General features: G+C 69.5%; 28 protein-coding genes. 19 read left to right on the plus strand and 9 right to left on the minus strand.

What is annotated here, in order from left to right; translation table 11 throughout:
- Positions 1-39 precede the first annotated feature (39 nt).
- From JOD27_RS01650 to JOD27_RS01670, 5 genes are all read left to right on the plus strand, one after another.
- Positions 40-246, plus strand: coding sequence for a hypothetical protein (locus tag JOD27_RS01650; RefSeq protein ID WP_204760319.1), 207 nt, complete (start codon positions 40-42; stop codon positions 244-246).
- A gap of 71 nt (positions 247-317) precedes the next feature.
- Entirely contained in the window at positions 318-824 is a 507-nt protein-coding gene (locus JOD27_RS01655) for a TlpA family protein disulfide reductase (RefSeq protein WP_204760320.1), read from the plus strand.
- The gene (locus JOD27_RS01660) at positions 821-2,653 is read left to right on the plus strand and encodes an ABC transporter ATP-binding protein (RefSeq protein ID WP_204760321.1); all 1,833 of its coding nucleotides are present in this window, start codon (positions 821-823) and stop codon (positions 2,651-2,653) included. The genes JOD27_RS01655 and JOD27_RS01660 overlap by 4 nt, the downstream gene beginning before the upstream one ends.
- A gap of 198 nt (positions 2,654-2,851) precedes the next feature.
- Complete coding sequence (gene lepB, locus JOD27_RS01665) at positions 2,852-3,271, plus strand: signal peptidase I (RefSeq protein ID WP_204760322.1); 420 nt, start codon at positions 2,852-2,854, stop codon at positions 3,269-3,271.
- 5 nt (positions 3,272-3,276) lie between these two features.
- Complete coding sequence (locus JOD27_RS01670; protein WP_204760323.1) at positions 3,277-3,807, plus strand: MauE/DoxX family redox-associated membrane protein; 531 nt, start codon at positions 3,277-3,279, stop codon at positions 3,805-3,807.
- Here JOD27_RS01670 and JOD27_RS01675 read toward each other — a convergent pair.
- Positions 3,804-5,111, minus strand: a complete 1,308-nt coding sequence (locus JOD27_RS01675) for a cytochrome P450 (protein ID WP_204760324.1) — start codon at positions 5,109-5,111, stop codon at positions 3,804-3,806. The two genes, JOD27_RS01670 and JOD27_RS01675, sit on opposite strands and share 4 nt — an antisense overlap.
- Before the next feature lie 307 nt (positions 5,112-5,418).
- Positions 5,419-6,159 (minus strand): DeoR/GlpR family DNA-binding transcription regulator, encoded by a 741-nt coding sequence (locus JOD27_RS01680; protein WP_204760325.1) that lies wholly within the window; start codon positions 6,157-6,159, stop codon positions 5,419-5,421.
- Between the two features lie 49 nt (positions 6,160-6,208).
- On the opposite strand from JOD27_RS01680, the gene JOD27_RS01685 reads away from it, so the two are divergent.
- Positions 6,209-6,571, plus strand: coding sequence for a DUF4406 domain-containing protein (locus JOD27_RS01685; RefSeq protein ID WP_239566283.1), 363 nt, complete (start codon positions 6,209-6,211; stop codon positions 6,569-6,571).
- Between the two features lie 185 nt (positions 6,572-6,756).
- Here the strand turns inward: JOD27_RS01685 and JOD27_RS01690 are convergent, their stop codons facing one another.
- Complete coding sequence (locus JOD27_RS01690) at positions 6,757-7,353, minus strand: phosphoribosylanthranilate isomerase (RefSeq protein ID WP_204760326.1); 597 nt, start codon at positions 7,351-7,353, stop codon at positions 6,757-6,759.
- Positions 7,354-7,695: 342 nt separating this feature from the next.
- On the opposite strand from JOD27_RS01690, the gene JOD27_RS01695 reads away from it, so the two are divergent.
- Positions 7,696-8,493: a hypothetical protein gene (locus tag JOD27_RS01695; RefSeq protein WP_204760327.1), complete on the plus strand. Its 798-nt coding sequence runs from the start codon at positions 7,696-7,698 to the stop codon at positions 8,491-8,493.
- Positions 8,494-8,630: 137 nt separating this feature from the next.
- Here JOD27_RS01695 and JOD27_RS01700 read toward each other — a convergent pair whose 3' ends face one another.
- Positions 8,631-9,221 carry a DUF4360 domain-containing protein gene (locus JOD27_RS01700; protein ID WP_204760328.1) on the minus strand — a complete coding sequence of 197 codons (591 nt, stop codon included), beginning with the start codon at positions 9,219-9,221 and terminating at the stop codon, positions 8,631-8,633.
- A gap of 101 nt (positions 9,222-9,322) precedes the next feature.
- A complete protein-coding gene (locus JOD27_RS01705) occupies positions 9,323-10,147 on the minus strand; it encodes a class II glutamine amidotransferase (protein ID WP_239566284.1) in 825 nt (274 codons plus the stop codon).
- A 97-nt stretch (positions 10,148-10,244) separates the two neighbouring features.
- Here JOD27_RS01705 and JOD27_RS01710 point away from each other — a divergent pair, with 97 nt between their 5' ends.
- The 4 genes from JOD27_RS01710 to JOD27_RS01725 all read left to right on the plus strand — a co-directional run bounded on the left by JOD27_RS01710 (position 10,245) and on the right by JOD27_RS01725 (position 14,182).
- On the plus strand, positions 10,245-10,565 hold the full coding sequence (locus JOD27_RS01710) for a hypothetical protein (RefSeq protein WP_204760329.1): 321 nt from the start codon (positions 10,245-10,247) through the stop codon (positions 10,563-10,565).
- A gap of 217 nt (positions 10,566-10,782) precedes the next feature.
- Entirely contained in the window at positions 10,783-11,661 is an 879-nt protein-coding gene (gene bla / locus JOD27_RS01715) for a class A beta-lactamase (RefSeq protein WP_204760330.1), read from the plus strand.
- A gap of 2 nt (positions 11,662-11,663) precedes the next feature.
- Positions 11,664-12,101, plus strand: a complete 438-nt coding sequence (locus tag JOD27_RS01720; protein WP_307829821.1) for a GNAT family N-acetyltransferase — start codon at positions 11,664-11,666, stop codon at positions 12,099-12,101.
- 41 nt (positions 12,102-12,142) lie between these two features.
- Complete coding sequence (locus JOD27_RS01725; protein WP_204760331.1) at positions 12,143-14,182, plus strand: hypothetical protein; 2,040 nt, start codon at positions 12,143-12,145, stop codon at positions 14,180-14,182.
- Here the strand turns inward: JOD27_RS01725 and JOD27_RS01730 are convergent.
- Positions 14,175-14,564 (minus strand): GyrI-like domain-containing protein, encoded by a 390-nt coding sequence (locus tag JOD27_RS01730; protein WP_204760332.1) that lies wholly within the window; start codon positions 14,562-14,564, stop codon positions 14,175-14,177. The two genes, JOD27_RS01725 and JOD27_RS01730, sit on opposite strands and share 8 nt — an antisense overlap.
- Positions 14,565-14,687: 123 nt before the next feature.
- Here JOD27_RS01730 and JOD27_RS01735 point away from each other — a divergent pair, with 123 nt between their 5' ends.
- Genes JOD27_RS01735 through JOD27_RS01745 form a run of 3 tightly spaced genes read left to right on the plus strand, consistent with a single transcriptional unit; the run spans position 14,688 to position 18,646 of the window.
- On the plus strand, positions 14,688-16,385 hold the full coding sequence (locus JOD27_RS01735) for a cellulase family glycosylhydrolase (protein WP_204760333.1): 1,698 nt from the start codon (positions 14,688-14,690) through the stop codon (positions 16,383-16,385).
- Between the two features lies 1 nt (position 16,386).
- Positions 16,387-17,283 carry an NAD-dependent protein deacetylase gene (locus tag JOD27_RS01740; RefSeq protein ID WP_204760334.1) on the plus strand — a complete coding sequence of 299 codons (897 nt, stop codon included), beginning with the start codon at positions 16,387-16,389 and terminating at the stop codon, positions 17,281-17,283.
- On the plus strand, positions 17,261-18,646 hold the full coding sequence (locus JOD27_RS01745) for a DUF4419 domain-containing protein (protein WP_204760335.1): 1,386 nt from the start codon (positions 17,261-17,263) through the stop codon (positions 18,644-18,646). The genes JOD27_RS01740 and JOD27_RS01745 overlap by 23 nt, the downstream gene beginning before the upstream one ends.
- On the opposite strand, the gene JOD27_RS01750 is transcribed toward JOD27_RS01745, so the two are convergent.
- Positions 18,643-18,999, minus strand: a complete 357-nt coding sequence (locus JOD27_RS01750; RefSeq protein ID WP_204760336.1) for an RNA-binding S4 domain-containing protein — start codon at positions 18,997-18,999, stop codon at positions 18,643-18,645. The two genes, JOD27_RS01745 and JOD27_RS01750, sit on opposite strands and share 4 nt — an antisense overlap.
- Positions 19,000-19,027: 28 nt before the next feature.
- Here JOD27_RS01750 and JOD27_RS01755 point away from each other — a divergent pair, with 28 nt between their 5' ends.
- Positions 19,028-19,564: a chorismate mutase gene (locus JOD27_RS01755; protein ID WP_239566286.1), complete on the plus strand. Its 537-nt coding sequence runs from the start codon at positions 19,028-19,030 to the stop codon at positions 19,562-19,564.
- Between the two features lie 4 nt (positions 19,565-19,568).
- Here the strand turns inward: JOD27_RS01755 and JOD27_RS01760 are convergent, their stop codons facing one another.
- The gene (locus tag JOD27_RS01760; RefSeq protein ID WP_307829822.1) at positions 19,569-20,135 is read right to left on the minus strand and encodes a TetR/AcrR family transcriptional regulator; all 567 of its coding nucleotides are present in this window, start codon (positions 20,133-20,135) and stop codon (positions 19,569-19,571) included.
- Positions 20,136-20,217: 82 nt separating this feature from the next.
- Between JOD27_RS01760 and JOD27_RS01765 the strand changes: the two genes are divergently transcribed.
- Positions 20,218-21,198, plus strand: a complete 981-nt coding sequence (locus JOD27_RS01765) for an NADP-dependent oxidoreductase (RefSeq protein WP_204760338.1) — start codon at positions 20,218-20,220, stop codon at positions 21,196-21,198.
- Here JOD27_RS01765 and JOD27_RS01770 read toward each other — a convergent pair.
- The gene (locus JOD27_RS01770; protein WP_204760339.1) at positions 21,161-21,556 is read right to left on the minus strand and encodes an STAS domain-containing protein; all 396 of its coding nucleotides are present in this window, start codon (positions 21,554-21,556) and stop codon (positions 21,161-21,163) included. The genes JOD27_RS01765 and JOD27_RS01770 overlap by 38 nt on opposite strands.
- A gap of 403 nt (positions 21,557-21,959) precedes the next feature.
- On the opposite strand from JOD27_RS01770, the gene JOD27_RS01775 reads away from it, so the two are divergent.
- The 3 genes from JOD27_RS01775 to JOD27_RS01785 are packed head-to-tail and all read left to right on the plus strand — an operon-like array spanning position 21,960 to position 25,467.
- Complete coding sequence (locus JOD27_RS01775; RefSeq protein WP_204760340.1) at positions 21,960-23,648, plus strand: peroxidase family protein; 1,689 nt, start codon at positions 21,960-21,962, stop codon at positions 23,646-23,648.
- Positions 23,649-23,706: 58 nt separating this feature from the next.
- Positions 23,707-24,168, plus strand: coding sequence for a DoxX family protein (locus JOD27_RS01780; protein ID WP_204760341.1), 462 nt, complete (start codon positions 23,707-23,709; stop codon positions 24,166-24,168).
- Positions 24,169-24,225: 57 nt separating this feature from the next.
- On the plus strand, positions 24,226-25,467 hold the full coding sequence (locus tag JOD27_RS01785) for an MFS transporter (RefSeq protein ID WP_204760342.1): 1,242 nt from the start codon (positions 24,226-24,228) through the stop codon (positions 25,465-25,467).
- Positions 25,468-25,489 lie beyond the last annotated feature (22 nt).

A 25,489-nucleotide genomic window follows, 5' to 3' on the forward strand; every position in this document is an offset into this window, starting at 1 on the left:
GACGCCACCCGGCGCGGAGGAAGTGAGGGAGCGCGACACATGCGCAAGACGTTGGAGTCGCTGAGCGACAAGCTGCTCGGCCTGTTCGTGGCCAAGGCCGAGGTGGGCGCGGCCTGCCCGCCGGACCCGTACTACAAGCACTGCTACTGCCGTGAGCGCAGCGACTTCCGCCGGCGCTGTTCGACCAACGGCGCGTGCAGGGAAATCTGTGGCCCCTGCGTGGTCTTCCGGACCTGCGGCCCGTGATCAGACGCCGTGAGTGGCGACGCGTCTCGCCACTCACGGCTTCCCGTTCCCTCTAGCTTCGGAGACTTCCCATGTCAGTGCTGACCGCCGCGGTCGTGGTCGTCGGAATCCTGTGCGTGCTGGACCTGCTGCTGAGCTTCGGCATCATCCGGCGGCTGCGCGAGCAGAACGAGGCGCTGCGCGACCTGCGGGAGAAGCAGGCTGCGGCCGAACCGGACATCATGGCGCCCGCCGGTTCCAGGATCGAACTGTCCGATGTGGACGTTTCAGGTGCGCTGGTCGGCTTCTTCTCCCCGAACTGCGAGCCGTGCAAGGAACGCATGCCGCAGTTCGTCGAGTACGCGACCGGCCATCGCGGCAAGGTGATCGCGATCGCCGCCGGAGACGCCGACGAGGTCGCCGACATGGTCGTGCGGCTCGGCGAGGTGGCCGAGGTCGTCGTCGAGGAGATGGGCGGCCCGTTGCACAACGCCTTCGGCACGACCGGCTACCCGGCGGTGTGCCTCGTCGACGACGACGCGACCGTGGTGGCGAGCGGCTGGGAGATGTCCGCGCTGCCGGTCCACGCGACCCGGTGACCAGCGATCTCGGCGCCCGCCGAGTGCTCTCGCTCCTGGTCGGCGCGTTCAGCCTGACGAGGGCGGCCGCACCGGCGGGCACACCCCTGTACGCGGTGCTCTGCCTGCTCGGCGGCGTCGTGCCGCTCGCGGTGGCGTGGTGCACCAAGATCCTGCTGGACGGCCTCGCCGCTGGCGACGGCTGGACGACGCTGGTGCCGTGGGCTGCCGCGCTGGCGTTGACCGGCCTCGTCAGCGGCCTTCTCCCGGTCGCGACGGAGTACCTCAAGCAACGGCTGGACCGTGCCGTGGCGGTGCTGACGATGGACCGCCTGTACCAGGCGATGGGCCGCCTCGCCGGCCTGGCGCGCATGGAGGATCCGCGGTTCCGCGACAAGCTCCAGCTCGCCCAGCAGACCGGCCGCAGCGGTCCCGGCCAGTTCGTCGACGACGGCCTGTGCGCGGTGCAGGCGGCCGTGACGACGGGCGGGTTCCTCGGGACGTTGCTGGTGCTCGACGTGGGCATGGCGGTGATCGTGCTGCTGGCCGCCGTGCCCGCGTTGATCGCGCACCTGCGGCTGAGCAGGGCCAGGGCCGAGGTGCTGTGGTCGATCACCCCGGCCGAGCGCCGCGAGGTGTTCTACGCCGAGCTGCTGTCGAGCCTCGACGCGGCGAAGGAACTGCGGCTGCTCGGCCTCGGCGACCTGTTCCGGCGCCGCATGCTCGTCGAACTGACCGCGGCCCACGCCGTCGTGGAGGGCCAGGACCGCCGTGACGCGCGAGCACGCGGCCTGCTCGCCGGCCTGACCGCGCTGGTGTCCGCGGCCGGGCTGGTGTGGTCGGTGTGGCTCGCCGCGACCGGTTCGCTGTCGATCGGTGACGTCGCGATGTTCGTGGCCGCCGTCGCCGGCGTGCAGGGCGCGTCGCAGAGCCTGGTGCACAACCTCGCCTCCGCACACCACTCGGTGCTGCTGTTCCACCACTACCAGGAGATCGAGTCGCAGTCTCCCGACCTGCCCGTCGCCGTTGCCGCGCAACCGGTTCCGCCGCTGCGCCAGGGCATCGAGCTGCGCAACGTGTGGTTCCGCTACGCCGACGACCAGCCGTGGGTGCTGTGCGGGGTGAACCTGACGATCCCGCACGGCCGCGCCCTGGCGCTGGTCGGCCTGAACGGCGCGGGCAAGTCGACGATCGTCAAACTGCTGTGCCGGTTCTACGACCCGTGCCGCGGCGCGATCCTCTGGGACGGAGTAGATCTGCGTTCGTTCGCTCCCGAGGACCTGCGCGCCCGCATCGGCGCGGTGTTCCAGGACTACATGCGCTACGACCTCAGCGCCGCCGAGAACATCGGACTCGGTGATGTGTCCGCAATGGACGATCGCCCGCGGATCGTGGCGGCGGCTGAGCGCGCTGGTGCGCACAACGCGGTGACGGCGTTGCCCCGCGGCTACGACACGTTGCTGTCGCGCATGTTCTTCGACGAGGCCGACCGTGAGGACCCGGAGACCGGCGTGCTGCTCTCCGGCGGCCAGTGGCAGCGGCTTGCTCTGGCGCGCGCGTTCCTGCGCGACCGCAGGGACCTGATGATCCTCGACGAGCCCAGCTCCGGCCTGGACGCGCAGGCGGAGCACGAGGTGCACAGCAGCCTGCGCATGCACCGCGAGGGCGCGACGAGCGTGCTGATCTCACACCGGCTCGGCACCATCCGGGACGCGGGCGTGATCGCGGTGCTCACCGGCGGCCAGATCTCGGAGCTCGGCACGCACGACGAACTTCTGGCTCTGGGCGGCGACTACGCGCGGCTCTTCCGCCTGCAAGCTTCTGGATACGACGAGGTGGTGGCTGGATGATGTTCGTGTCGCTTGGCGGCGGTCGTTCGCGGTCTTGGCGCCTTCTGGCTTCGAAACATGACGTGGTGGTGGCCCGATGATCTGGCTCGCTGTTCGAGGCCGAGGGCACCGACGAGGAAGTGCGGTGACTCGACTCGGCTTCCGCCCCCGCGTGGTGATGTGCCTGCGGGCTTCGGGACACGATCGGGTGGTGGACGGATGATCTGGCTGGTGGCGGCCGTTGTCGCGGCCCTTGTGGCTTGGGTGCTCGTGCTGCGCAGCCGCTTGCTGGTGGTGACCGTCCGCGGCGTGAGCATGGAACCGACCTACCACTCCGGTGACCGGTTGCTGGTCCGGAAAGCCCGCCTGGACCGCGTCCGCGCGGGCCAGGTCGTGGTCGTGCAGGTGGACAGTTCCACACCGGACGACCCGACCGGCGGCCGCATGGTGAAACGCGCGGTGGCGGTGCCCGGCGATCCGGTGCCGCCGCAGATCCCGGTTCCCGGGCCGCGCGTGCCGGTCGACCGCCTGCTGGTGCTCGGCGACAACCTCGCCCGCAGCAACGACTCCCGGCGACTCGGCTACCTTCCCGCAGCCGCGCTGATCGGCATCGTGCTGCGACCGATCGGACAGAGGTGACTCCCATGCTGACCACAGCCGCTGTCGTCTTGTGCGGGCTCGTCCTGCTGGTCTCCGCGGCGAGCAAGCTACGCAGCAAATCCGACTACGCCGAGTTCGTCGCGTCCGTACCGGCCTTCGGGATTCCGGCCCGCTGGACCCGCCTCTTCGCCGTGCTGACGGTCGTGGCCGAGTCCGCGACCGCCTTGCTGCTGCTCGCATCAGTGTTCACCGGCTACTGGCCAGCCGTCACCGGCCTGGTGCTGGCGGTGGGCCTGTTCGGTGTCCTGACCGCCGTGGTGTGGCGCGCGGTGTCACGGCGGTCCGGCGCGGTGTGCCGGTGCTTCGGGCGTGCCCGCATCACGCTCGCGCACCGGCACATCGTCCGCAACGCGTTCCTCCTGGCAACAGCCGCACTCGGCCTGGTCGCACTGTCCGTTGTGGACGCGACCGCCGATCCCGCCGCCCTGTGGCTGGCAGCGGCCGTCGGGGTGGTGGGCGCGGTGCTGATCGTGCGGTTCGACGACCTCGCCGACCTCGTCGCAGGTCCGGTCTAACCGAGACGCGTTGGGAGGCTTTCGAATCCGCGCAGGATGCGGGTCGGCCGGCGTCGCGCACCGGCCAGCGGTCGCAGGTCCGGGAACCGGTCGAAGATCGACCGCAGCCCGATCTCGCCCTCCATCCGCGCGAGCTGCGCGCCGAGGCAGTAGTGCCGACCGGCACCGAACGACACGTGATCGCGGGCGTTGGACCGCGTGACGTCGAACGCCAGCGGGTTCTCGAACACCTCCGGATCGCGGTTGGCTCCGGCGAGCACGGTGGTGACGAGCTGGCCGCGCCGCACCGGAACGCCGGCGACCGTCGTGTCGCGCGAGCACATGCGGCCGGTCAGCAACACCGGCGGGTCGAAGCGGAGGACCTCGTCGACGGCGTTGCTCCACAGTTCCGGCCGGGCGCGGAGGGTCTCCAGCTGGTCAGGATGCCCGGTCAGCAACGCGATGCCGTTGCCCAGCAGGTTGACCGTGGTCTCGAAGCCCGCGGCGAGCACGAGGCCCGCGGTCGCCTTGAGCTCGCGCTCGGTGAGCCCGACGCCGTCCTCGCGCGCGGTGATGAGGCGGCTCAGCAGGTTGTCGCCGGGGTTCGCGCGCAGGGCGTCGAGGTGTCGGCTCAGCCAGGCGTCGAAGGTGCCCAGGGTGGTTTCGACGCTGCGGAACACGCGCCACGGCAGACCCAGGTCGAGGCTCGGGGCGGCTGCGGCGCCGAGAGCCAGGACGGTCGCGCGTTCCTGCGATGGCACACCGAGGATCTCGCTGATGACGGTCACCGGCAGCAGACCGCAGTAGGTCTCGATGAGGTCGACCGGGTTGGCGGGATCGAGGCCGTCCAGCAGTTCGTCGGCGATCGCCTGCGTGCGCTCGCGGAGCTGTTCCACGGCACGGGCGGTGAAGACGCGCGTGACGAGCTTGCGGTAGCGGGTGTGCGCCGGCGGTTCGACGACGAGCAACGACGGCGGCTGCACGGGATGCGTCACGTCCGTGGCCGACCAGGCGGCGAGCTTGCCGAGGATGCCCGCGCCGAAGCGCGGCCGCGTCGTCACGAACGCGTCGTTGGTGAGGACTTCCTTGACGATCGCGTGCCGGGTCGTGGTGTGGCCGATCTTCGTCGCGGCGAGCGGGCCGCGGCGGCGGATCTCGTCGAACAGCCCGGTGAGGTCGGCGCCCGTGGACGCCTCGACGGTGATGCGGCCCTGTAGATCGCCGCGACGTGCTGCCAGGCGCAGCACCGCCCGCGGCAGCGCGTGGCCGATGCCCCAGCGCACCGCCGGCTTGACGTGCTCCTCAGCCAGAGTTGACCCACTCATCTCCTTCCGCAGCGTTCCTCCTGCACGGCTACGAGTCAAGGGTGGGCCGTCCGGCGGAACGGTATGTCCACTTCGGACCAGCGAGTGGCCTGCCGCGCCATGGAGTTGGCTCGTCGTTGGACGAAATGGTGATGTGACATCCGACGACGCTGCGGTCCACCTCGCCGCGACCCGCCACCCGCACCCGGCGGTGCGCCGCGTGGCCACGAGCAGGTTCCGCGGCGAGAAGGCCCTGCGCCATGCCCGCGAACTGCTGCCCGTGCAGGCGGACGAGGATCACCACATAAAGGCAGGAAGCGTTGGAAAACTAGGCCCGGATGACGGGCACCTCCAACGCCTCCACGATTACGTTGTCCGCATCCGTGACCACCCCGGCGACCTCGCTGAACGGCAGCACCCCGAACCGGGACGCGGTGCCGATCTTCTCCGAGCTCGCCAACACGTACGTGTCCGCGGCCTGGTGGGCGAGCGCGCGCTTCATCGCCGCCTCGTCCGCGTCTCCTGTGGTCAGCCCTGCCTCGGGATGCACGCCCGTGACGCCGAGCAGGAACAGGTCGGCGTGCACGCCCCGCGCGGCCTCCACGGCGGCGGCACCACAGGCGACCATCGAGTGCTTGAACAGCCGGCCACCGATGACGTAGACGTCCACGTTCCGGTGTTCTTCCAACGCGCTGGCGATCGTCGGGCTGTGCGTGACGACCGTGGCTTCCAGGTCGAGCGGCAGCGCGCGCACCACGGCGAGGGTGGTCGTGCCGCCGTCGAGGATCACCGTGGCGCCGGGCTCGATCAACGCCGCTGCTGCTCGTGCGACGCGTTGTTTGCCGTCGACGGACACCTCCTGCCGTGTGGCGTAGTCGGCGATGGCGGGGGATACGGGCAGAGCGCCGCCGTACACGCGTTGGCAGAGGCCCGCCGCCGCGAGGTCGCGCAAGTCGCGGCGGATCGTGTCCTCGGAGATGCCGACTTCGGCGGCGAGGTCCTTGGCGACGATCCGGCCGTCGGTGCGCAGGCGGTCGAGCAGCAGGTCACGGCGTTGGGCAGCGAGCATGCACGTTTCTCCTTGTTTATGTCGAGTGTTGCACGTTATGGTCGCGAGCATGATGATTCTGATCGCGGGGCCCTACCGATCGGGCACCGGGGACGATCCCGAACTGATGGCGCGCAACCTCGAACGACTGGAAGAGGCCGCGTGGCCGATCTTCCGCAGTGGGCACGTGCCGATGATCGGCGAGTGGGTGGCGCTGCCGGTTCTGCGTGGTGCGGGCGGCAGTTCGCCGGTGGACCCGGTCGCCTCGGAGATCATGTACCCGACCGCGGAACGGTTGCTGGAGCACTGCGACGCGGTGCTGCGGCTGCCCGGGGAGTCGACCGGCGCGGACCAGGACGTGCGAATCGCCAGGGAACGCGGGTTGCCGGTGTACGACCGAGTGGAGGACATTCCGGGCTACCGTTCCGCCTGACGAATGGCACGCCCGGCAACCGTTCCCTCACCGGCGCGGACCACGCCGCTCAGGGTTGGAACATCGACGGCCCCACGAACCCTGCGGTGTCCGCCCTTCTGCGCAGCCTGGGCGGCCACGCCGATCACGGGGGAGTGGTCGGCGCAGTTCCGCGACCACGACTACGAACCGCCCTGCTGATGGCCTCAGCCGCGGGCGGCGGCCACGAACTCGCGCATCCTGCCGTGATCCTTGACACCACGGCTCGACTCGATGCCGCTCGACACGTCGACGCCCCACGGCGCGGCCACGCTGATCGCCCCGGCGACGGTGTCCGGCGCCAGCCCGCCCGCCAGCACCCACTTGCCGGTGGGCCGGTTGTCCTCGAGCCGCGTGATGTCCCACTGCTCGCCCGACCCCGCGACGGGCGAGTCGATCAGCAGCAGCTCCTCGCCGAACGCGCCGGTGCGCACGTCGGTGTCCGGGCCCAGCGCGGTGGCCCTGACGAGCTGGAACGGCTGCCCGGCCAGCTCGTCGAAAGCTTCCTTCGGGTAGTCGCCGTGCAGCTGCAGCGCCGCAACCCCGGTCTTGAGCGCCATCTCGCCGGCTTCGGCGGCCGTGATGCCGCGCACGACGGCGACGGTGAGGACGTGCTCCGGAACCTCCGCGACGAGCCTGCGCGCCAGGTCGACGTCGACCTGACGGGGGCTGGTGGTCAGCACGAAACCTACGGCGTCGGCACCGGCTTCGACCGCCACGGCGACATCGGACTCGCTGCGCAGACCGCAGAGCTTCACGAACACATCCCGCATCCTATGCCGCGCGGCTGGATCCCTCGCTGCAGGTGAACCTGGTGTGGGCCGGCCCCGGCCGGGTCGATCGCGAGGAGATCCCCGCGGTGCGGGAGGAGATCGCGTCGTTGATGCGAGATGTCGACACGGTCGGCAAGTTGGTCGAATGACCGGGCGTCGGAGGCGGGAGCACCGGTACGACGCCCGATGCCTCGGCGAGGATCTCGACCTCCGGATGTCGCAGAAGTTCCCTCATACCAAGGAAGACAGGAGACAGCGGCGATCTGCGGCAACCTCGCGGGAACGATCTTCGCGCCACCCGCGTCCAAGGTTTCCCCGTTGAGAGGAAAACCGTTGTACGACGAAGCGTGGCCCGAGTCGGTGGCAGGGTGGGAGCTCGCCCGCCACGGCCACCACGAGAACTACCGCAAGCGCATGGCCAACGGCATCACCGTCTTCGCGAGATGGGACGGCCGTGAGCGCAGCGGCGAGGTCGAGGCCCGCGTCGATCCCACCGGCATCGGCCGCACGCTCACCAGCAGCCGCAAGGTGTTCCGCGACAAGGACGACTTCTGGACCGCCGCCCGCCTCGTCGTGGACATGGCCGCGAACCTGCCGTCGATGCGCATGGGCAACGAAAGCCCGGCGGACTCCGTGCTGTTCGGCGAGGTGGCCGGTCACGTCGAGGCGATCCCCGGCTCCAACGGGGTCCCGGAGGCCGAGTTGACGTTCACGCTGACCGACGGCCGTTCGGTCACGCTCGTCATGAGCGAAGAGCAGGCGGACGCGATGACGTCGAGCATCTACTCGCTCGGCAAGCACGTCTGGTCGGAGTACGAGGACGACGATGAGGACGACGACACCTACGACCCTGAGGACGTCGAGGTGCCGGATGTCAGCGAGGTCGACGCGGGCCCGGACACCGGCCACGAGCTGATAACCGTGCTGGAGGAGCGGTTCGGCGTCACCGAGGACTACCTGATGGCGCACATCGACTGGTCAGCGGTGATCGTCGTCGGCGAGCCCGCGGTCAGCACGCTCCTCGACCGCGCGGACGAGCTGACCGCTGCCATCGCGCCACGCTGGTATCCGAGTGCGGTGGAACGGCCCGGTGAGATCTGGATCGGGCTGCACCGGGTGTTCACGAACTGACCTGTCTCGATCGATCAACGGCAGCTCTATGGAACCGAAGCGGTCGACGTTTGACTTCGGACAGGTCAACCTGCCGGCGCCGGGGGTGTTGTGGCCCTGGTGGCTGGCCGCCACCAGGGCCCCGGAAAGGGAGGCGGTCAGCAGCGCCTGACCCGCACCAGCCCGCGGCTCGACTCCACGATCGCGAAGTTCAGCCGCTCCTGGTCCGCCGACCCGAGCGTCACGCGCACCTCGGCGTTGACGTTGATGTTGCGCGGTGATCCGCACGGCGACCACTGGGTCTCCGCCGCGCTCGGGCGGTAGTAGGTCTGCCAGTCGTCGCTGAACGGGCCGGTGAACGGGTGGTTCACCGCGGCGGTGGGCGACGTGCCCTGCAGATAGGTGCTGACCCGATTGAGGGCCGTCGCGCCTTCCTGCAGGTGTGTGTAGCCCTGGTACGTGGCGCGCGCCAGGCCGTAGGTGTAGCCCTCCGGCACGGACACGCGGATGTTGATCTGGCAGTTCTTGCGCATGTCGGTCGGTGCCGAGCCGCCTCCCGCCCGCGCGAGGAATGTGTGGTAGCCGATCGTGAAGGTTCTGTCGGAGGTCTGCACGTCGGCGTCACCGGCGGGACAGCCGGATCCGTTGACGGTCACGACCTCGAGGGTGGCCGTGGGTTCTTCCTCCGCCGCGTCCGCCGGTGCGAGGACGGACAGAGCTACGAGTGCTGCCGCTGCCGTGTTCAGCATGAGGAACCTCTCCAGGGTGTCCGTGGCGGCGGCCTTCGACGGTAGCCGCGATCCACCTGACGTTTCCCTGACGATTCACAGCGGCGATTCACAGCGGCGATTCACGGCTTGAACGGCAGCAGTTCCTCCTCGACTCCGGGCCGCACGACGACGCACGTGGACTCCGGCACCTCCTGCCAGGCACCGACCAGGTCGGCCAGCGGTTCGGACACGATCAGCCGCGAGTCGTCGGCCACGTTCTGCAGCGCGGGGTTGTCCGGGTACTGGCGCCGCAACGTCGACACGTCGGTGCTGTGGAACAACGTCCGCGACTTGCCGCGGCTCGAATACCGGAACGCCCAGGTCGTCGAGCCGTCCGTGGTCGCGACGGTCATCTGGATCGGGTACTCGACGCCCGCGCGCCTGCCGACCTCCTCGACGAACTCGACCATGCGCGCCATGGCGCCGGGCGGGTCCTGGGAAAGCCCGAAGCTCACCGCGAGGTAGAACATGATCTCGGAGTCCGTCGAGCCCTCGATCAGCGGGAACAGCGCGGGATCGATCGCCAGCGTCAGCTCGCGGCGCACCAGCGGGAACTTCGCGATCAGCCCGTTGTGCATCCACAACCAGTTCTTGTGCCGGAACGGGTGGCAGTTCGACCGCTGCACCGCGCCGCCGGTCGACGCCCGCACGTGCGCGAAGACCCGGTCGACGGTGATCTGCGCAGACAGCTCGCGCAGGTTGCGGTCGTTCCACGCGGGTTCGGTGCTCAGGAACAGACCGGGCGTGCTCGTGCTGCCGTACCAGCCGATGCCGAAGCCGTCCCCGTTCACCGCCGTCGCGCCCAGCTTGGCGTGCTTCGACTGCATGACCAGCGAGTTCTCCGGCGCGTAGAGCAGTTCCTCCAACAGCACCGGCGAACCGGAATACGCGAGCCACCGGCACATGACGACCTCCCTTTGCCCAGCGACTACATGGGAACACGGTCCGTCCGGGAAAGGCGACGTTTGCGGCGGCGCGCCCTCCTCGGGCAGCATGCAGAGCGTGACGGTTCCTCCCGGCGTGCGACCACCGGCCTACTCGCAGCACTTCGAGACGATCGAGACGCGCGTGCCGGCCGAGCGGATCGAGTCGGCCGAGCCCCCTGCGGACCGCGCCGACATCGCCGTGATCGGCCCGATCGCGGCGCTCGTGCTCGCGCTGACGATCTCCACGCTGGTCCTGGAGCACCCGGCCGCGCGCACCGTGGCCGCGGCGCTCGCGACGCTCGGCCTGATCGTCGCCGTCACGCTGATGCTGCTGGCCAAGCGCCCGGAGCGGGGGCGGCACGTGGCGCGCCACGGCACCGAACGCCGGCCGGAGTAGCTCGCGCGAGGCCTGCTCGGGCGTACTTCTAGTCCAGGTCACCGCTCGGCGCGTTGCCGAGTTGGTGGCTGCGGTGCGGAGGATCGCTGAACGTCTACACGGGACCACGCCGATTCGGCCGCGTCGCGCTGGTCGTCTTCGGGGAATCAACTGACAACCAGTTGATCTCCCGCGCGTCCTGACTTGTGGAGAGGTTTCACAAGAAGGGGGCAGGACGTTGGTTGTTGACCGTCGCTCGGTTCTGGCACTGGGCGCGGGTGCCGCGCTGGCCGTTGCGGTGCCCGCGCAGGCACAGGCGTCGTCGATCAGCGGCAAGTTGCGTGACCTGGAACAGCAGCACGCCGCACGTCTGGGCGTGTTCGCCACCGACACGGGCACCGGCCGCACGGTGCTGCACCGGGCGGACGAGCTGTTCCCGATGTGCTCGACCTTCAAGACCCTCGCGGCCGCGGCGATCCTGCGGCGCGACCACGACGGTTCGTTGCTGGGCAAGGTGATCCGCTACACGCAGGACGACGTCACCAAGTCCGGCTACGGCCCGATCACCGGCAAGCCCGAGAACCTCGCGAACGGCATGACCGTCTCGGCCCTGTGCGAGGCGACCATCACCTTCAGCGACAACTGCGCCGCCAACCTGCTGCTGCGCGAACTCGGCGGCCCCACGGTCATCAGCCGCTTCTGCCGCTCGATCGGCGACCCGGTGACGCGCCTCGACCGCTGGGAACCGGAGCTGAACTCGGCGGAGCCGGGCCGAACCACCGACACGACCTCACCGCGCGCCATCGGCCAGAGCTATGCCCGCCTCACGCTGGGCCACGCCCTCAACCGCACCGACGCCGACCAGCTGACGAAGTGGCTGCTGGCCAACACGACCGGCCCGAACCGCATCCGTGCCGGGCTGCCCTCGGCCTGGCGCTGGGGCGACAAGACCGGCACCGGCAAGTACGGCACCACCAACGACGTCGGCATCGCGTTCCCGCCCGGCCGCGCGCCGATCGTGATCGCGGTGCTGTCGACCAAGGCGGTGCAGGACGCCACGGCCGACGAGCCGCTGCTGGCCAAGACCGCGGAGCTGGTGGCCGGGGCGTTCCACTGATCGTGCGGATCAGCCGCCTTGCGGAAGCCGATCGCGCGGACTGGCGTCAGCTGGTCCGCGCGTTCCACAACCACTTCAACGGCGAACTGGCCGATGACGTCTACGACCAGACCTGGCTGCGGCTGCTCGACGGCGCCGAGATCCGCGGGATCGCCGCCCGGCTGGACGGCAGGATCGTCGGCTTCGCGCACTACTACTTCCACACCAGCGTCTGGTCCGCCGGCGACTCCCGCTGCTACCTCCAGGACCTGTTCGTCGATCCGGAAACCCGGCGGCGAGGCATCGCGCGTGCGCTGATCGACTGGGTCGCGAGCGATGCCCGGCAGCACGGCGCCACGCGACTCCATTGGCACACAACGGAAGACAACACCACCGCACGGGCGCTCTACGACAAGCTGACCACGTACAAGGGCTACATCGCCTACGGCTGGAAGCTCTGAATCCCCGGCAGAACGGCTCCTCATCTGGTCAGATGGGCGGCATGAGCACCTGGGGGAGATCACTCGTGCTCGCGTTCGCGCTGCTCGCCACCCTTGTGGCCCCAGCGCACGCGAGCAACCGAATCAGCGTGTCGGCGGCGGAGGTCACGCTCGCACCCGGCGAGAACGCGGCCTCTGTCGGCGTCAGCTGGTCCACCGACGGCAACCAGGCCGTCCAGATCTGGATCCGCGAGACAGGCAAGGCCGCCAAGCTGTGGCGGCAGGAGGTCAACGGCAGCGCCACCTGGCCGTACCTCCGCACCGACACCACCACGACGTTCGAGCTGCGCGGCGGGCCGAACTTCGCGACCTTGCTGGGCACCGCGAGCAGCACGGGACGACCGCCGGGCCGGTTGAGCGCCGACCGCACCCACCTCGCGCTCGCACCGGGCGCGACCGGCACGATCGACCTGGCGTGGGCCACGGCGCTGGGCGACGCGCAGGTGTGGGTGTCGCACAACGGAAGCCCACAGAAGCTGTACGCGCAGGGGCCGTCCGGGAAGGGCCGGATCACCTGGATCAGCCGCGGCACCACCGTGTTCACGCTCTGGGCCGGCGTCAAACAGGACCACCTGCTCGACACCCTCGTCGTCACCGCGGACTCCGGCGCGACGGTCTCGTTCGACCGTCCCGTGGTCAGCCGGAACGAGACCGCCACGGTGCGCTGGACCGGCGGCGAGGCGCGGCTCGTCAACGACGACGGCACCGAGACCGTGCTGAGCGGCGGGTCGGCCGCGATCAGCACGCAGGGCGCGGATCGCAAGGTCGTGCGGATCTACGAGGGCAGCCAGGTCGTCACGCACGCGAGCGTCACGATCCTGCGGGACGGGCGGGGCTGGGCGGGCTTCAACTACCTGCCGGAGCACGAGAAGCGGTACCAGGAGTACCTCGACGACGCGGTGTGGCCGCAGGTGCGCGACCAGGTGGCGCACGACTTCGACGTGATCGCCGCCACCGGCGGCACCGTCGCGAGGATCGTGCTGTGGCCCGAGAAGACCACGGACACGCAGCCCCGCAACCTCGCCGACCTCGCCGGTATCGCTGAGCAGCGCGGCGTCCGGCTCGTCATCGCGTTCGCCAACAGCTGGCTCACGAACCCGAACTGGGACGACAACGGCCCCACGAAGTGGGCCGAGTTCGCGGTCTCCGGCGCGACCTGGATGAACACCTTCATCACCGCTCTCGAACCGACCGACGCGGTCCTGTACTACGACCTGCAGAACGAGACGTCCGGCGTGCGCGGGAACCAGCCGAACCTCCAGAGTGCCTACCTGGCAATGGTGTACGACCGCACGGCGGCGCCGAGGGGCAAGCGCGGCGTCTCGGTGATGCACGCGGCGGTGGACGGTCCGGAGCTCGCCGCCGCGCTCGTGGGCAAGCCGATGGACTTCGTCGACGTCCACGGCTACACCAGTCTCGACGTGCTCGACGGTGCGGTGCGCGGCCTGCGGGAGAAGTTCCCGGTCAGCACGGTGATCGTCGGCGAGATCGGGCAGAGCGCGCCGAACGAGCAGGCGGAGCGCGACCAGGCCGACTACACCAGCAAGACGCTCGACAGCGTGCAGGTGCCGCTCACCATGGCCTGGGAGCTCTACGACGACCCGCGCACGCCACCGCATCCGAACAGCATCGCTTTCGGTTACCTCGCCAGGGATCGCGCGAAGCCGGGTTACGGCGTGCTGTGCTCGCGCTGGAGTCTCGTGTCCGACTGCGGCACCCTCCGCGAGGCCGCCGCTGCGCAGCCGACAACCTTGGAGGTGAGCGCGAACGTCCTGGCACGGCCCGGAATCCTCACGTCCAACGCGGTCCTGCGCGGCGACGGCACAGTCCGGCTCGTGATCACCGAGCTGAACGAGGCAGGCGCCGAGGTGGCCACCACGCTGACCGAACCGGTCGCCGTCGGCAGTGAAGGCCTGAACTACTTGCGGCACAAGCAATCCGACGTGCGGCTGCGCGACGAGACCAAGAACGTGCGCATCACCGTTCGCGCAGAGGGGGCGACGCGCCTGCGGGTGGACGCGCTGACCGCGAGCATCAGGTGACCGGCACCCAGAGCTCGATCACGGTGTGCCGCCGGTAGAACTCGACGAGCGGCCTGGAGGAGTCCCAGGGCCCAGCGGCTTTGAGCTCCTCCATGGCCGGTCCGATCCGCCCGTACAACTCCGGCGGCTCGCCTTCCAGGACCGCGCGCCGGTAGCGCCCGCCGCGCAGCACCCCGACCGCCAGGTCGAACGAGTCGCCGGGCTTGCGCGGCGTGCAGACGGTGTAGGTGCCCGCCGTCTCGTCGATGCGCGCGAACATCTTGCGGCCCTTGAGCCCGACGAGGTTCTCGAACCAGTCCCACGCCTCGCTCATCGCGGTGAGCTCGTCGGCGACGGTGTGTTCGAGCACCTCGACGTCGTCACGAGTGATCAGAGCGGTCACGGAAAGCGCCTTCCGAATCAGGCAGTCGAATACGTCGAACGCGCTCCCGGACCCTAGCCCAACGCGAATTCACCGGCTACCGTGCAACGCGAATCTCGTTCATGTTCGGCAAAGGTGGCGGCGATGCGGCGAGCGGTGCTCCTGACGGTCTTGTTCCTCCTCTCGTTCGTGATCACTCCGGTGCACGCGGAGTCGTTCGACGGCTCCGAGCTCCGGGTGTCGGGCGGGGTGTTCCGCGACGAGCACGGCCGCGAGGTGGTGTTGCGCGGCTTCAACGTCTCCGGCACCGCCAAGCTCGCCGAGTACCGCGGCCTGCCGTTCGCGAACACCGCCGACGCCCGCAAGTCCGCCGTCGCGATGAAGCAGCTGACCGGTGCGAACGCGGTGCGGTTCCTGCTGACGTGGGCGTGGATCGAACCGCAGCGCGGTCAGATCGACCACGCCTACCTCGACGGCGTGACGGCGCAGCTGCGCGCGTTCACCGATCAGGGAATCCGCGTCTACCTCGACTTCCACCAGGACCTGTACTCGCGCTACTTGTTCAACTCCGGCAGCTGGTACACCGGCGACGGCGCCCCGGCTTGGGCGGCAAGCGGTTACCCCAAGGAGTCGTGCGGCCTCTGCTTCCACTGGGGCCAGAACATGAAGAACAACAACGCCGTCACCGCGGCCACCTCCGACTTCTGGCACAACCGCAACGGCGTGCAGGACTCGTTCCTCAACGCGGCGGCCGAGTCGCTCAAGCACGTCAAGAACGCCTTGCCCGCCAACGAGTTCAAGCTCGTCGTCGGTGTCGACCCGCTCAACGAGCCCTACGCGGGCAAGTACGACAGCGGCCAGAACTCGCAGCAGTGGGAGCGCGATCTCCTGATGCCGTTCTACCAGCGCTTCCGCACCAAGATGGACGAGGCGGGCTGGGCGTCGAAGCCCGCGTTCGTGGAACCGCTGGTGTTCTGGAACCAGAACGTGGACTTCTTCGCCGAACCCGGTGGCCTCGCGCTGGTGCCGTCGCTGGGTGAGCGGTTCGTGTTCAACGCGCACTTCTACGACGGCAAGGCGCAGTCCGGGATCCTGATGCCGGGCAAGGCGGGCGACGGTCAGTACACCCAGGCGTTCCGCACGATCCGCGACCGCGCGACCGCGCTCGGCACCACGTCGATCGTCTCCGAGTTCGGCCACCCGGTCTCGGGCAACACGTCCGACAAGACCCCGTCCGTGCTCAAGGCGATCTACCAGGGCCTCGACTCGGCCGCGCAGGGCTCGCGCTGGTGGTCGGCGCCGCGTGGCAGCGCGATCTCGGGCAGCCAGTGGCACTGGGACATCAACTACGGCCGTCACCACGAGCTGATGAACGACAACCCGAACAAGGTCATGACCGACGGTGACGCGATGAACGAGGAGCACTTCTCGGCGGTCAAGCTCGACGCGTCCGGCACCCCGGTGCTCACCGTCGACCGCGCCCTCGTCGACCGCGTCTACCCGCAGGCCGTCGCGGGCACCACGCTCGCGTTCACCTACGAGGACCGCGCTTACCAGACCTGGCAGCAGATCCCGCTGGCCAATGTGCGGACTTTGGTCGGCAACGCACCGTTCGCGGTCATCGTCTGGGACTCCAACGGCGGCACCGCACCGACCGAGCTGCACCTTCCCGAGTCGCTGCGCTCTCCGCTCGTCGTGAGTTCGGCGTCGTCGACGGTCAACGGCGACAAGCTCCTGCTCCGCGGCGGCGCGGGACGGCAGTTCGCGCTGGTCACGGCCGCGTCGGGCGGCAACGTGGCGGCGGCGGAGGCCGAACTGCGGAACTGGTACGTAAGCTGGTGAAGTGCGAACTAGGCCGACCCTGACTTGGTCTCCTTCAGGCCCGTCGCTGCCGCGCACCACCACCCTCACCGACGTGATCCCGATCGTCGACGGCGGCGGCGTGCTGGTGCTCAGCGGCGCGGGCCTGTCCACGGAGTCCGGCATCCCGGACTACCGCGGCGAGGGCGGGTCCCTGCGCAAGCACACCCCGATGACCTACGAGGAGTTCACGACGAGCCCGGCGGGCAGGCAGCGCTACTGGGCCCGCAGCCACGTCGGCTGGCGCACGATCGCCCGCGCACACCCCAACGCGGGCCATCACGCCGTCACCAGGCTGGGCTCGAAGCTGTACGGCGTGATCACCCAGAACGTCGACGGCCTGCACCAGGCCGCGGGCAGCCAGGACGTCGTGGAACTGCACGGCGGCCTCGACCGCGTGATCTGCCTGGACTGCGGGATGCTCTCGCCGCGCGTCGAGCTGGACCGCCGCCTGCGCGAGGCCAACCCGGACTTCGCCGCCACCACCGACGAGATCAACCCGGACGGCGACGTCTTCCTGCCGGAGGACCAGGTCCGCGGCTTCGAGGTCGTCGGCTGCCTGGAGTGCGGCGGCGTTCTCAAGCCGGATGTCGTCTTCTTCGGCGAGAACGTCCCGCGTCCGCGCGTCGAGCAGTGCTACTCGCTCGTCGACAACGCGCGTTCGTTGCTCGTCCTCGGCTCCTCGCTGACGGTCATGTCCGGCCTCCGGTTCGTCCGTCGTGCCGCGGAGTCCGGCATCCCGGTCGTGATCATCAACCGCGGCGAGACGCGTGGCGACGCGTTCGCCTCCATCAGGGTCGACCTGCCGCTGGGCAAATCGCTCACCGAACTGGCGGACACCGTTCTACAGTCCGGGAATGGTGACCTTCCCGGTCGATGACGTCACGCCCGTCACCGATGCCCTGCCGGCCAGCCCGTTCGCCGATCAGTTCCCGGACGCGCTCGTGGTCGGTGGCGGCGCGGAGGTCCTGGCCCCCGACGGTGTCCACCCGCTGCTGAGCGCCGTCTCCAAGGCGTTCGCCGAACACCGTCCACTCGTGCTGAGCCCGGACGCGATCTGGCTGACCATCGCCCGCGGCATCGCACAACACGTGAAGTTGCACGCCGAGGAACTGCGCCGGCTGCTCGTGAGCCACAGCGGCAAGAAGCGCCTGGAAGTCGTCGTCGACGGCCCGATGCCCACCGACGCGCAGTCGTGGGTGCACGTCGTGGAACTGTTCGCGAAGCAGATCGGCGACACGACGTTCGAATGCGACTTCAGCACCAGCACTGACGTCGAACGCCTGGCAGGCCGAGTCGCGCTGATGGACGCCTACTCGCCGTACTACGCCTACTGGCTGATGTGCGTCTGCGGTATCCCGTCGATCACGCTGACCGGCACCGTCGACGACTGGCGCAAGATCCGCGCCCGCGTCGACGACCTGGGCGTTCTCGGCCTGGACAAGTGGGTGCGCTCGCTCGCGCCGATCATGGACGAGTTCGTGAGCGCCGCCTCCGGCACCGTGCGCCGCGAGTTCTGGCAGCGCATCTACAACCCGGCCGACGCGTACGGCGGTGAGATCGTCACGGGCTGGATCACCCGGTTCTACCCCTACCTGGCGATCGACGGCACCAACGGCAAGCCCAATCCCATGCTCGACCTGCGCCTCGGCGAACCCCGCGACCGGACCGACGTCGGCATCAGAACGGAGACGGTCCCCGCCACGCTGTGTCGCGCCACGATCAACGTCAACGATCTCGGCACACTCCGCGTGGTGGCCCTGGACGCGGGCCTGGTCGGGGTCGCCCAGGACGACGACGGCGCGCTCCGCCCGGTGGCCGGATGGGTGCTCGCCGATGCGCCACCGGCCATCGACGAGGTACTCGACCGCCTCGTCGCGGAACACGAGACGACCCCGCCGGTGGAAGGCGACGTGTTCGGACCGTCGGGCGGCGGCGAGGCGATCGCCCTGTACCACCGGATCGGCTCGGCCTCGCTGTTCGGCGGCGCCTGGCGACTGCGCCCGCACACCGAGAGGGCTTCCGTGTGGTCGGGCGACCACTACGCCGAAGAACTGATCGAGCTCGCGGACGGCAGGAGGATCGCCGAGACCGAGGACTCGCACTGGATCGTGCTGCGCGACGGCGACGACCCCGCGACCGTGCCGGTGCTCGGCACGTCCCTGGCGCACCTGCTGGACGCGGCCATGGACTCCGGCGGCGACATCGCGCACCTCGAGGTGAAGAAGCTGGCCGACCTCTAGCCCTGCGACCGGAAGCGGTCCAGCACGCGCCGTTCGCGCTTGGTGGGCCGCCCCGCGCCCCGGTCCCGCCGCGCGATGGGGATGTCCGGTGGTGGCGGGGGAGTGCGGTCGATGAAGCACGTGGCCGCGTCCGCCGCGCCGACCCGTTTCTGGATCACCCGGACGACCTCGACGATCCGGGTCTTGTCGCCGACCCGTGCCCGGACGTGGTCACCCGGCACGACGATCGTGGACGGTTTCGCGGGCTTGTCGTTGATGCGCACGTGACCGCCGCGGCACGCGGCGGCGGCGTCCGGGCGTGTCTTCGTCAGCCGGACCGCCCACAGCCAACGGTCGATGCGCGTGGACTCCACCCCGCCATCATGGCACCCTCTGGAGATCATGAAGACGCTGGCGGTAGCTCTCACCCTCGCCGCATCGCTCACCCCTCTGGGTCCGCTCGGTGATCTCACCGATCTCGCGGTCAAGCGCGTCCAGGTCGCGGACCTGGTGGCAGCGGCCAAGTTCGGCACCACGCAGCCCATCGACGACCCGGCCCGCGAACAGCAGGTGCTCGACACCGTGCGCACCAAGGCCGTGCAGCTGAACCTCGACCCCGAGAACGCGGCACGGTTCTTCCGCGCCCAGATCGAGGCGAACAAGCTGGTGCAGCGCGGCCTCTACGCGCGCTGGACCGAGCATCCCGAGGAGGTGCCGTCGAGGCGCCCCGACCTCGGCACCGAGGTGCGGCCGGTCCTGGACCGCCTCACCACGGACATCCTCGCCGAGCTCAAGGACACCGAGCAGCTCCGCAAGCCCACGCTGAGGTGCGAGATCCACGCGACGATCGCGGAACGGTCGGCGGTCGTGCTGCACCATCTCGACCGGTTGCACGAGGACGCGCTGGCCGAGGCCATGAGCACGGTCTGTTCGAAGTAGACGGTCAGAACCCCGGCAGTGGGTGGGCGCCTTCCGGGCGCAGTCCGTCGAACAGGATCGCGAGGTAGCGCTCCCACAGTTCGGGCGGCGCGTCCGGCAGGTGCTTGACCACGTCCTGCGGCACGCACATCAGCAGCATCACGTCGGTGCCGGTGACATCGGGCCGCAGCGCGCCCTGGGCCCGAGCGCGGTCGACCAGCGCGGTGATCGCCCGCGCCATCCTCTGCTGCGCCTCGGCCACCTCGGAGCCCAGATCTCCGGACAGGAACGACAGGTCGAGCTGCTGCCGTTGCCTCGCCGCGAACCGCATGAACTCCAGCACGGCGGCGCCCGCGTCGTCGGCCTCGGCCAGCTCGGTCGCCAGCTCGGTCAGCCGCGTGATCCGGTCCAGGACGATGGCCGCGACCAGGTCGTCCTTCGTGGGGAAGTGGCGGAACACCGTGCCTTTCCCCAGTCCCGCCCGGCGTGCGATCGCCGACACCGGCGCGTCGACGCCGTGCAGGGCGAACTCCTCGATGGCCGCCGCCAGCAGCAGCGAACGGTTCCTGGCCGCGTCGGCACGCAAAGACACGTCGCCCAGGCTAACAAGTTGACCGCGCGGTCCGCTTCGTGCACGCTAAGGTGACCAAGCGGTCCGTTTAGCAGGGGGAAGTGTGAAAGCAGTTGTCGCGACGGACTACGGTCCGCCGGAGAACTACGTGGTGGCAGACGTCGCGGTGCCGCGGCCAGGACCTGGACAGATTCAGGTCCGCATCGCCGCGGCCTCGATCAACCCGGCCGACGTCGTCCTGCCGGGAGGCCAGTACCGGGAGATGACGCCGCTGGAGTTCCCGCATGTGCCAGGCAACGACTTCGCCGGCACTGTCACCGAGGTCGGCGACGGCGTGACGGCGTTCAAGGTGGGCGACGAGATCTTCGGGCAGGCCGTGCCGCGCGTGCTGAAGGCGATGGCGGGCGCGACCAGGCCGTCGCTCAGCACCGGCTCGCTCGCCGAGTACGCGGTGTTCGAGGCGGACACGCCGTTGCTGGCGCACCGGCCACCAGGCCTGGACGTGGCGGACGCGGCCGCGCTCGCGACGACAGGGCTGACCGCGCGAGCGCTCTTCCTGACAGCGCAACCGAAAGCGGGTGAGACAGCACTGGTCGTCGGCGCGACCGGCGGGGTCGGCACGGCGCTCGTCCCGTTGCTCGCCGCGGCGGGAGTCGACGTCATCGCCACGGCCACCGCGGCGGACGTCGCCCTGCTGCACGACCTCGGCGCCGCGCGCACCATCGGCTACACCGACGCCTACCCGCGAGGGGTGGACGCGGCGTTCAACCTGGCCGTACCCGGTGACCGGCTGACCAGGATCGAGCAGGCCGTTCGCTCCGGCGGCCGCGTACTCACCATCACCTACCCGCTGCCCGCGAAGGAACGGCACGACATCGACCTGGAGTTCGTGCTGGACCTCGACGGTGAACTGGGCGGCATGCGGGAAGTCGCCGAGGCGGCCGCGACCGGTGCGCTGCGCGCGACGATCAGCCGTCGCTACACCCTCGACGAGGGGCCGAGGGCGTGCGCCGACTTCGTTCGTGAACACACGACGGGCAAGCTGGTCATCCTGATGCGACGGGGCTGTCCATTGAGGACTTGAGGCCGAGCATCCTGGCGAGGCCCGACAGTTCGAGCACCCGTGTCACCTGTGCGGACGCGGCGGACAGTCGCAGCCCTCCCGCGGCGGCCGAGGCGCGGGCGTGTCCGCGTACGAGCGCGGACACGCCGCTGGAGTCGCAGAAGGGAACGGCGGAGAGGTCCAGGGCGACGTAGCGGTGACCCTGGTCGAGGAGGCGGTCGAGCCGGGCGAGCAGTCGTTCCGCGCCGGAGGTGTCGAGTTCCCCCGAAACCACGAGGGTGGTGGAGGCAGGCGTCGACTCGGTGACCGTGACAACGAGCATCCCGCAGTGGTACCCGCGCAGCCTGCGGCGAAACGCGGTCTGCTGACCGGTTTTCAAGTTGTCCAGTCAACGACATCAGGAGTTCTCTCGCAGCCGCCGCCGGTGTTCGTGACGCACGCGGGCTACAGCGTGCGTGGGGCGCTGACCGCCGCCAAAGTCGAAGATCTCGAAGCGGGTCCGAGCGTCGGCGTGAAAGGCCTGACCGCCGACGCGCTGGCCGAAAAGATCAATTGGTTCTCGGCGCGAACGCGTACCACGACACAGCTGAGACATAGGCGGGGGAGATGGCGGAACTGCCGGTGTTCGCGAATTTCGGACCATCTCGTATCCACTGGGTGACGACGTTTTGGTTGTGACCAAAACCTTCGACGGTAATTTCGTCCGTCTGGAGACTTGGCTGTGGGGCAGGTGCTTGTTGGGGAGAACAGGTTGCCTGGAAGAGGGGATACAGGGGGATTATATGAAGAGGCACGTACGCGACAGTTTCTTCGTCGTGGGCGAAGGTGTGCTGGAAATCGACGACAGAGGTGAGGCCACCACGCGTCAGCCCTCCACGGCGGAGGAGTTGCGCAGATTCCGGTTCTCGCGACTGGGGCCGAAGGGCCCGCGAACGGACGAGGAGACGCGGGTTGCCCTCGCGACCGCGATCACCTCGAACGTCCCGCAGCCCGACTCGGCGGATCCCGCCGTCCCGGCCGGGTTCACCTACCTCGGTCAGTTCGTCGACCACGACCTCACGATGGACCGGACCGAGTCGCAGCTCGGCCAGGACGTCAACCTCGACGAGCTGATGCAGGGCCGGTCACCGGCGCTGGACCTCGACTCGGTCTACGGCCGCGGTCCGCGCGACAAGGACGACCAGGTCTTCTACGCGGAGGACGGCGTGAAGCTCAAGGTCGGCACCACCACGCCGGTGCCGTTCCCGGACGAGGGCACCAACGTCCCGTTCGAGGGCTTCGACCTGCCGCGCCGCGGCGGGACGGCCGGCACCGCGGCGGATCGGCGGCTCCCGCTGATCCCGGACTCCCGCAACGACGAGAACCTCGTGGTGGCGCAGACGCACCTCGCGTTCATCCGCTTCCACAACCGCGTGGTCGACGAGCTCGCGCTCACCGGCCTCACGGGTGAGCGGCTCTTCCGCGCCGCCAAGGAGCTCGTGGTGCGGCACTACCAGTGGATGCTGAAGACCGACCACCTGCCGCGGATCATCGACCCGGCCATCGTGGACGACGTCTTCACCAACGGCCGCAAGTTCTTCGAGGTGCCCGGCAAGCACCACGGCCGGGACAACACGCCGACGATGCCGATCGAGTTCTCGGTCGCGTCGTACCGCTTCGGCCACAGCCAGGTCCGTGGCGCGTACCAGTGGAACCGCGTGTTCAACTCGACCGGTCCCGGCGGGATCGCGTCGTTGTTCCTGCTGTTCACCTTCACCGGGGTGAGCGGCAACTTCGACCCGAGCTCCGCGACGCCCGCCGACCTCGACGACGTCAACCGGGGCCCGCTGTTCACGTTGCCCAGCAACTGGATCGCGGACTTCCGGCGGCTGTACGACTTCACCGAGGCGGAGCGCGACGACCTGGTTCCGCCCGCCGAGTTCGGTGGCGGCAACGTCACCAAGCGGATCGACACGCTGCTGGTCGACCCGCTGACGCAGCTGCCGGCCGGCACGTTCGGCGGCCGCGGCACGGCGTTCCGGGAGATCGAGCGCAACCTCGCGTTCCGGAACCTGACCAGGGCCTCGATGATGGAGCTCGCCAGCGGGCAGCAGATCGCCGAGCTGTTCGGCGTCGAGCCGCTCACGGCCGAGCAGATCCTGGTCGGCAACGGCGGCGCCGTCGTCGACGGGCTGTCCGAGGAGCAGCAGGCCAGGCTGGTCGAGGCGACCCCGTTGTGGTTTTACATCCTGCGCGAGGCGGAGATCGGCAACGGACGCATGGGCCCGGTCGGCGGGCGGATCACCGCCGAGGTCTTCCACCGCGCGATGGAGGGCAGCCGGATCTCGATCGTGCGCTCGCCGTACTGGCGGCCCACGCTCGGCCCGGACTCCAGCACGTTCCGCATGGTCGACCTGCTGCTGTTCGCCTTCGAGGGCAAGGCCGACCTGCTGAACCCGCTCGGGGACCCGCAGCCGGCGCCCGGCAACTGATCTTCCTCGCTCCTCCTGTCTGGCTGGGTGGTGGCAGTCAGACAGGAGAGGGAGATCGATGTTGCGTCCGGAAACCACACGCCGCGAAAGCACGGAAGAACGCATCACCCGTTTCGCGAGTGACGCGGGAATTCCGCTGCTTCGCATCGGACTGGGGATCGTGTATCTCTGGTTCGGCGTGCTGAAGCTCTTTCCCGGTGGCAGCCCTGCCCAGGATCTCGTCGAACGCACGGTGTCCGCGCTGACGTTCGGGATCATCCACGGGGATTTGGCGAGATTGAGTGCCGCGATCACGGAAATCGGGATCGCACTGGTTCTGCTGAGCTTCCGCGCACCACGACTGTGCGCGGTCCTGCTGATCGGTCACGTCGTGCTGGTGTCGACACCGCTGGTGTTGTTCCCCGGCGAGATGTGGGCCGGTCCGCTGCAGGCGTCCTTCGAAGCCCAGTACATCCTGAAGAACCTGGTGACCGTCGCCGCCGCGGTGGTCATCGCCTCTTCGCACCCGAGGGTGCGATAGCGCGGGAGCCGCTCGACCCCCAGGCCGGGCGGCTCCCGCTGCGGTACGTTGCGGTTCATGGGGGATTCTTTTGCGCCATTGGCGCATCCAGCTTTTCGGTGGCTGCTCACGGCCCGTGTGACGAGCACGGCGGGCAGCTCGATGGCGCAGATCGCGCTCGTGTTCGCGGTGCGGGACGTGACCCAGTCCGTCACGACGCTCGGTGTCGTCGTGGCGACGCGTTCCATCGCGAACCTGGTGTTCCTGCTGTGGGGCGGGGTCGTCGCGGACCGCCTGCCCCGGCAGTTCGTGCTCGTGGGGTCGTCCGCGGTGTCCATGGCGAGCCAGGGTCTGCTCGCCGTCCTGGTGCTGACCGGAAACGTGTCCGTACCCGCGTTCGTCGTGCTTTCGGCGGTCAACGGCATGTCGAGCGCCTTCTCGTTCCCCGCCTCCGCGGCACTGGCCCCACAGACGGTGCCCGCCGACCTGCGGCAGGCGGCCAACGCCCTGCAGCGCCTCGCCCAGAACTCCTCGATGATCGCGGGCGCGTCGCTCGGCGGTCTGCTGATCGCGTTCGCAGGGCCGGGATGGGGCCTGGTCGTCGACGCGGTGTCGTTCGGCCTGGCCGGTCTGGCGTTCTCGTTCGTCCGCGTGCCGGCCACCCGTGTCGCCGCCGAGCACAAGCCGGGCGTGCTGAGCGAGCTGCGGCTCGGCTGGACGGAGTTCATGTCGCGAACCTGGGTGTGGTTCGTCGTCCTGGCGTTCTTCTTCGTCAACGCGGCGTACGCGGGCGGCACGATGGTCCTCGGCCCGGTCATCGCGGACACCGTGATCGGCCGCGAGACGTGGGGTCTGGTGCTGGCCGCCCAGACCGCGGGCATGGTCGTCGGAGCCTTCGTCGCGATGCGCCTGCGCGTGCGGCGCGCGTTGCTGCTCGGCGTGGTGTGCATCGCGGCGTTCGCGGGCCTGCCGCTGGCGCTCGCCCTGCACCCGGCGCCGTGGCTGCTCATGGTCGCCTCGTTCGCCTGCGGCGTCTGCATGGAACTGTTCGGCGTCGCCTGGGAAACCTCGCTGCAGCACCACGTTCCGGCCGAGCGGCTGGCGCGGGTCTACTCCTACGACATGCTCGGGTCGCTGGCGGCGGTACCGCTGGCCCAGCTCGTGGTCGGGCCGGTGTCCGGTGCCGCCGGTGTCACGGCGACCCTGGTCGGTTGTGCGGTGATCCAGCTGGTCGCCACCGCCGCGATGGCCGCCTCGCGGTCGGTGTGGTCGGTCGAGAACGCCCCCTTGGTGCCACAGGGGAAAGCGCTTGCTGGTTAGGATCTCCGCTGCAGAGTACAAC

The organism is Lentzea nigeriaca (assembly GCF_016907955.1).
Classification (GTDB): domain Bacteria; phylum Actinomycetota; class Actinomycetes; order Mycobacteriales; family Pseudonocardiaceae; genus Lentzea; species Lentzea nigeriaca.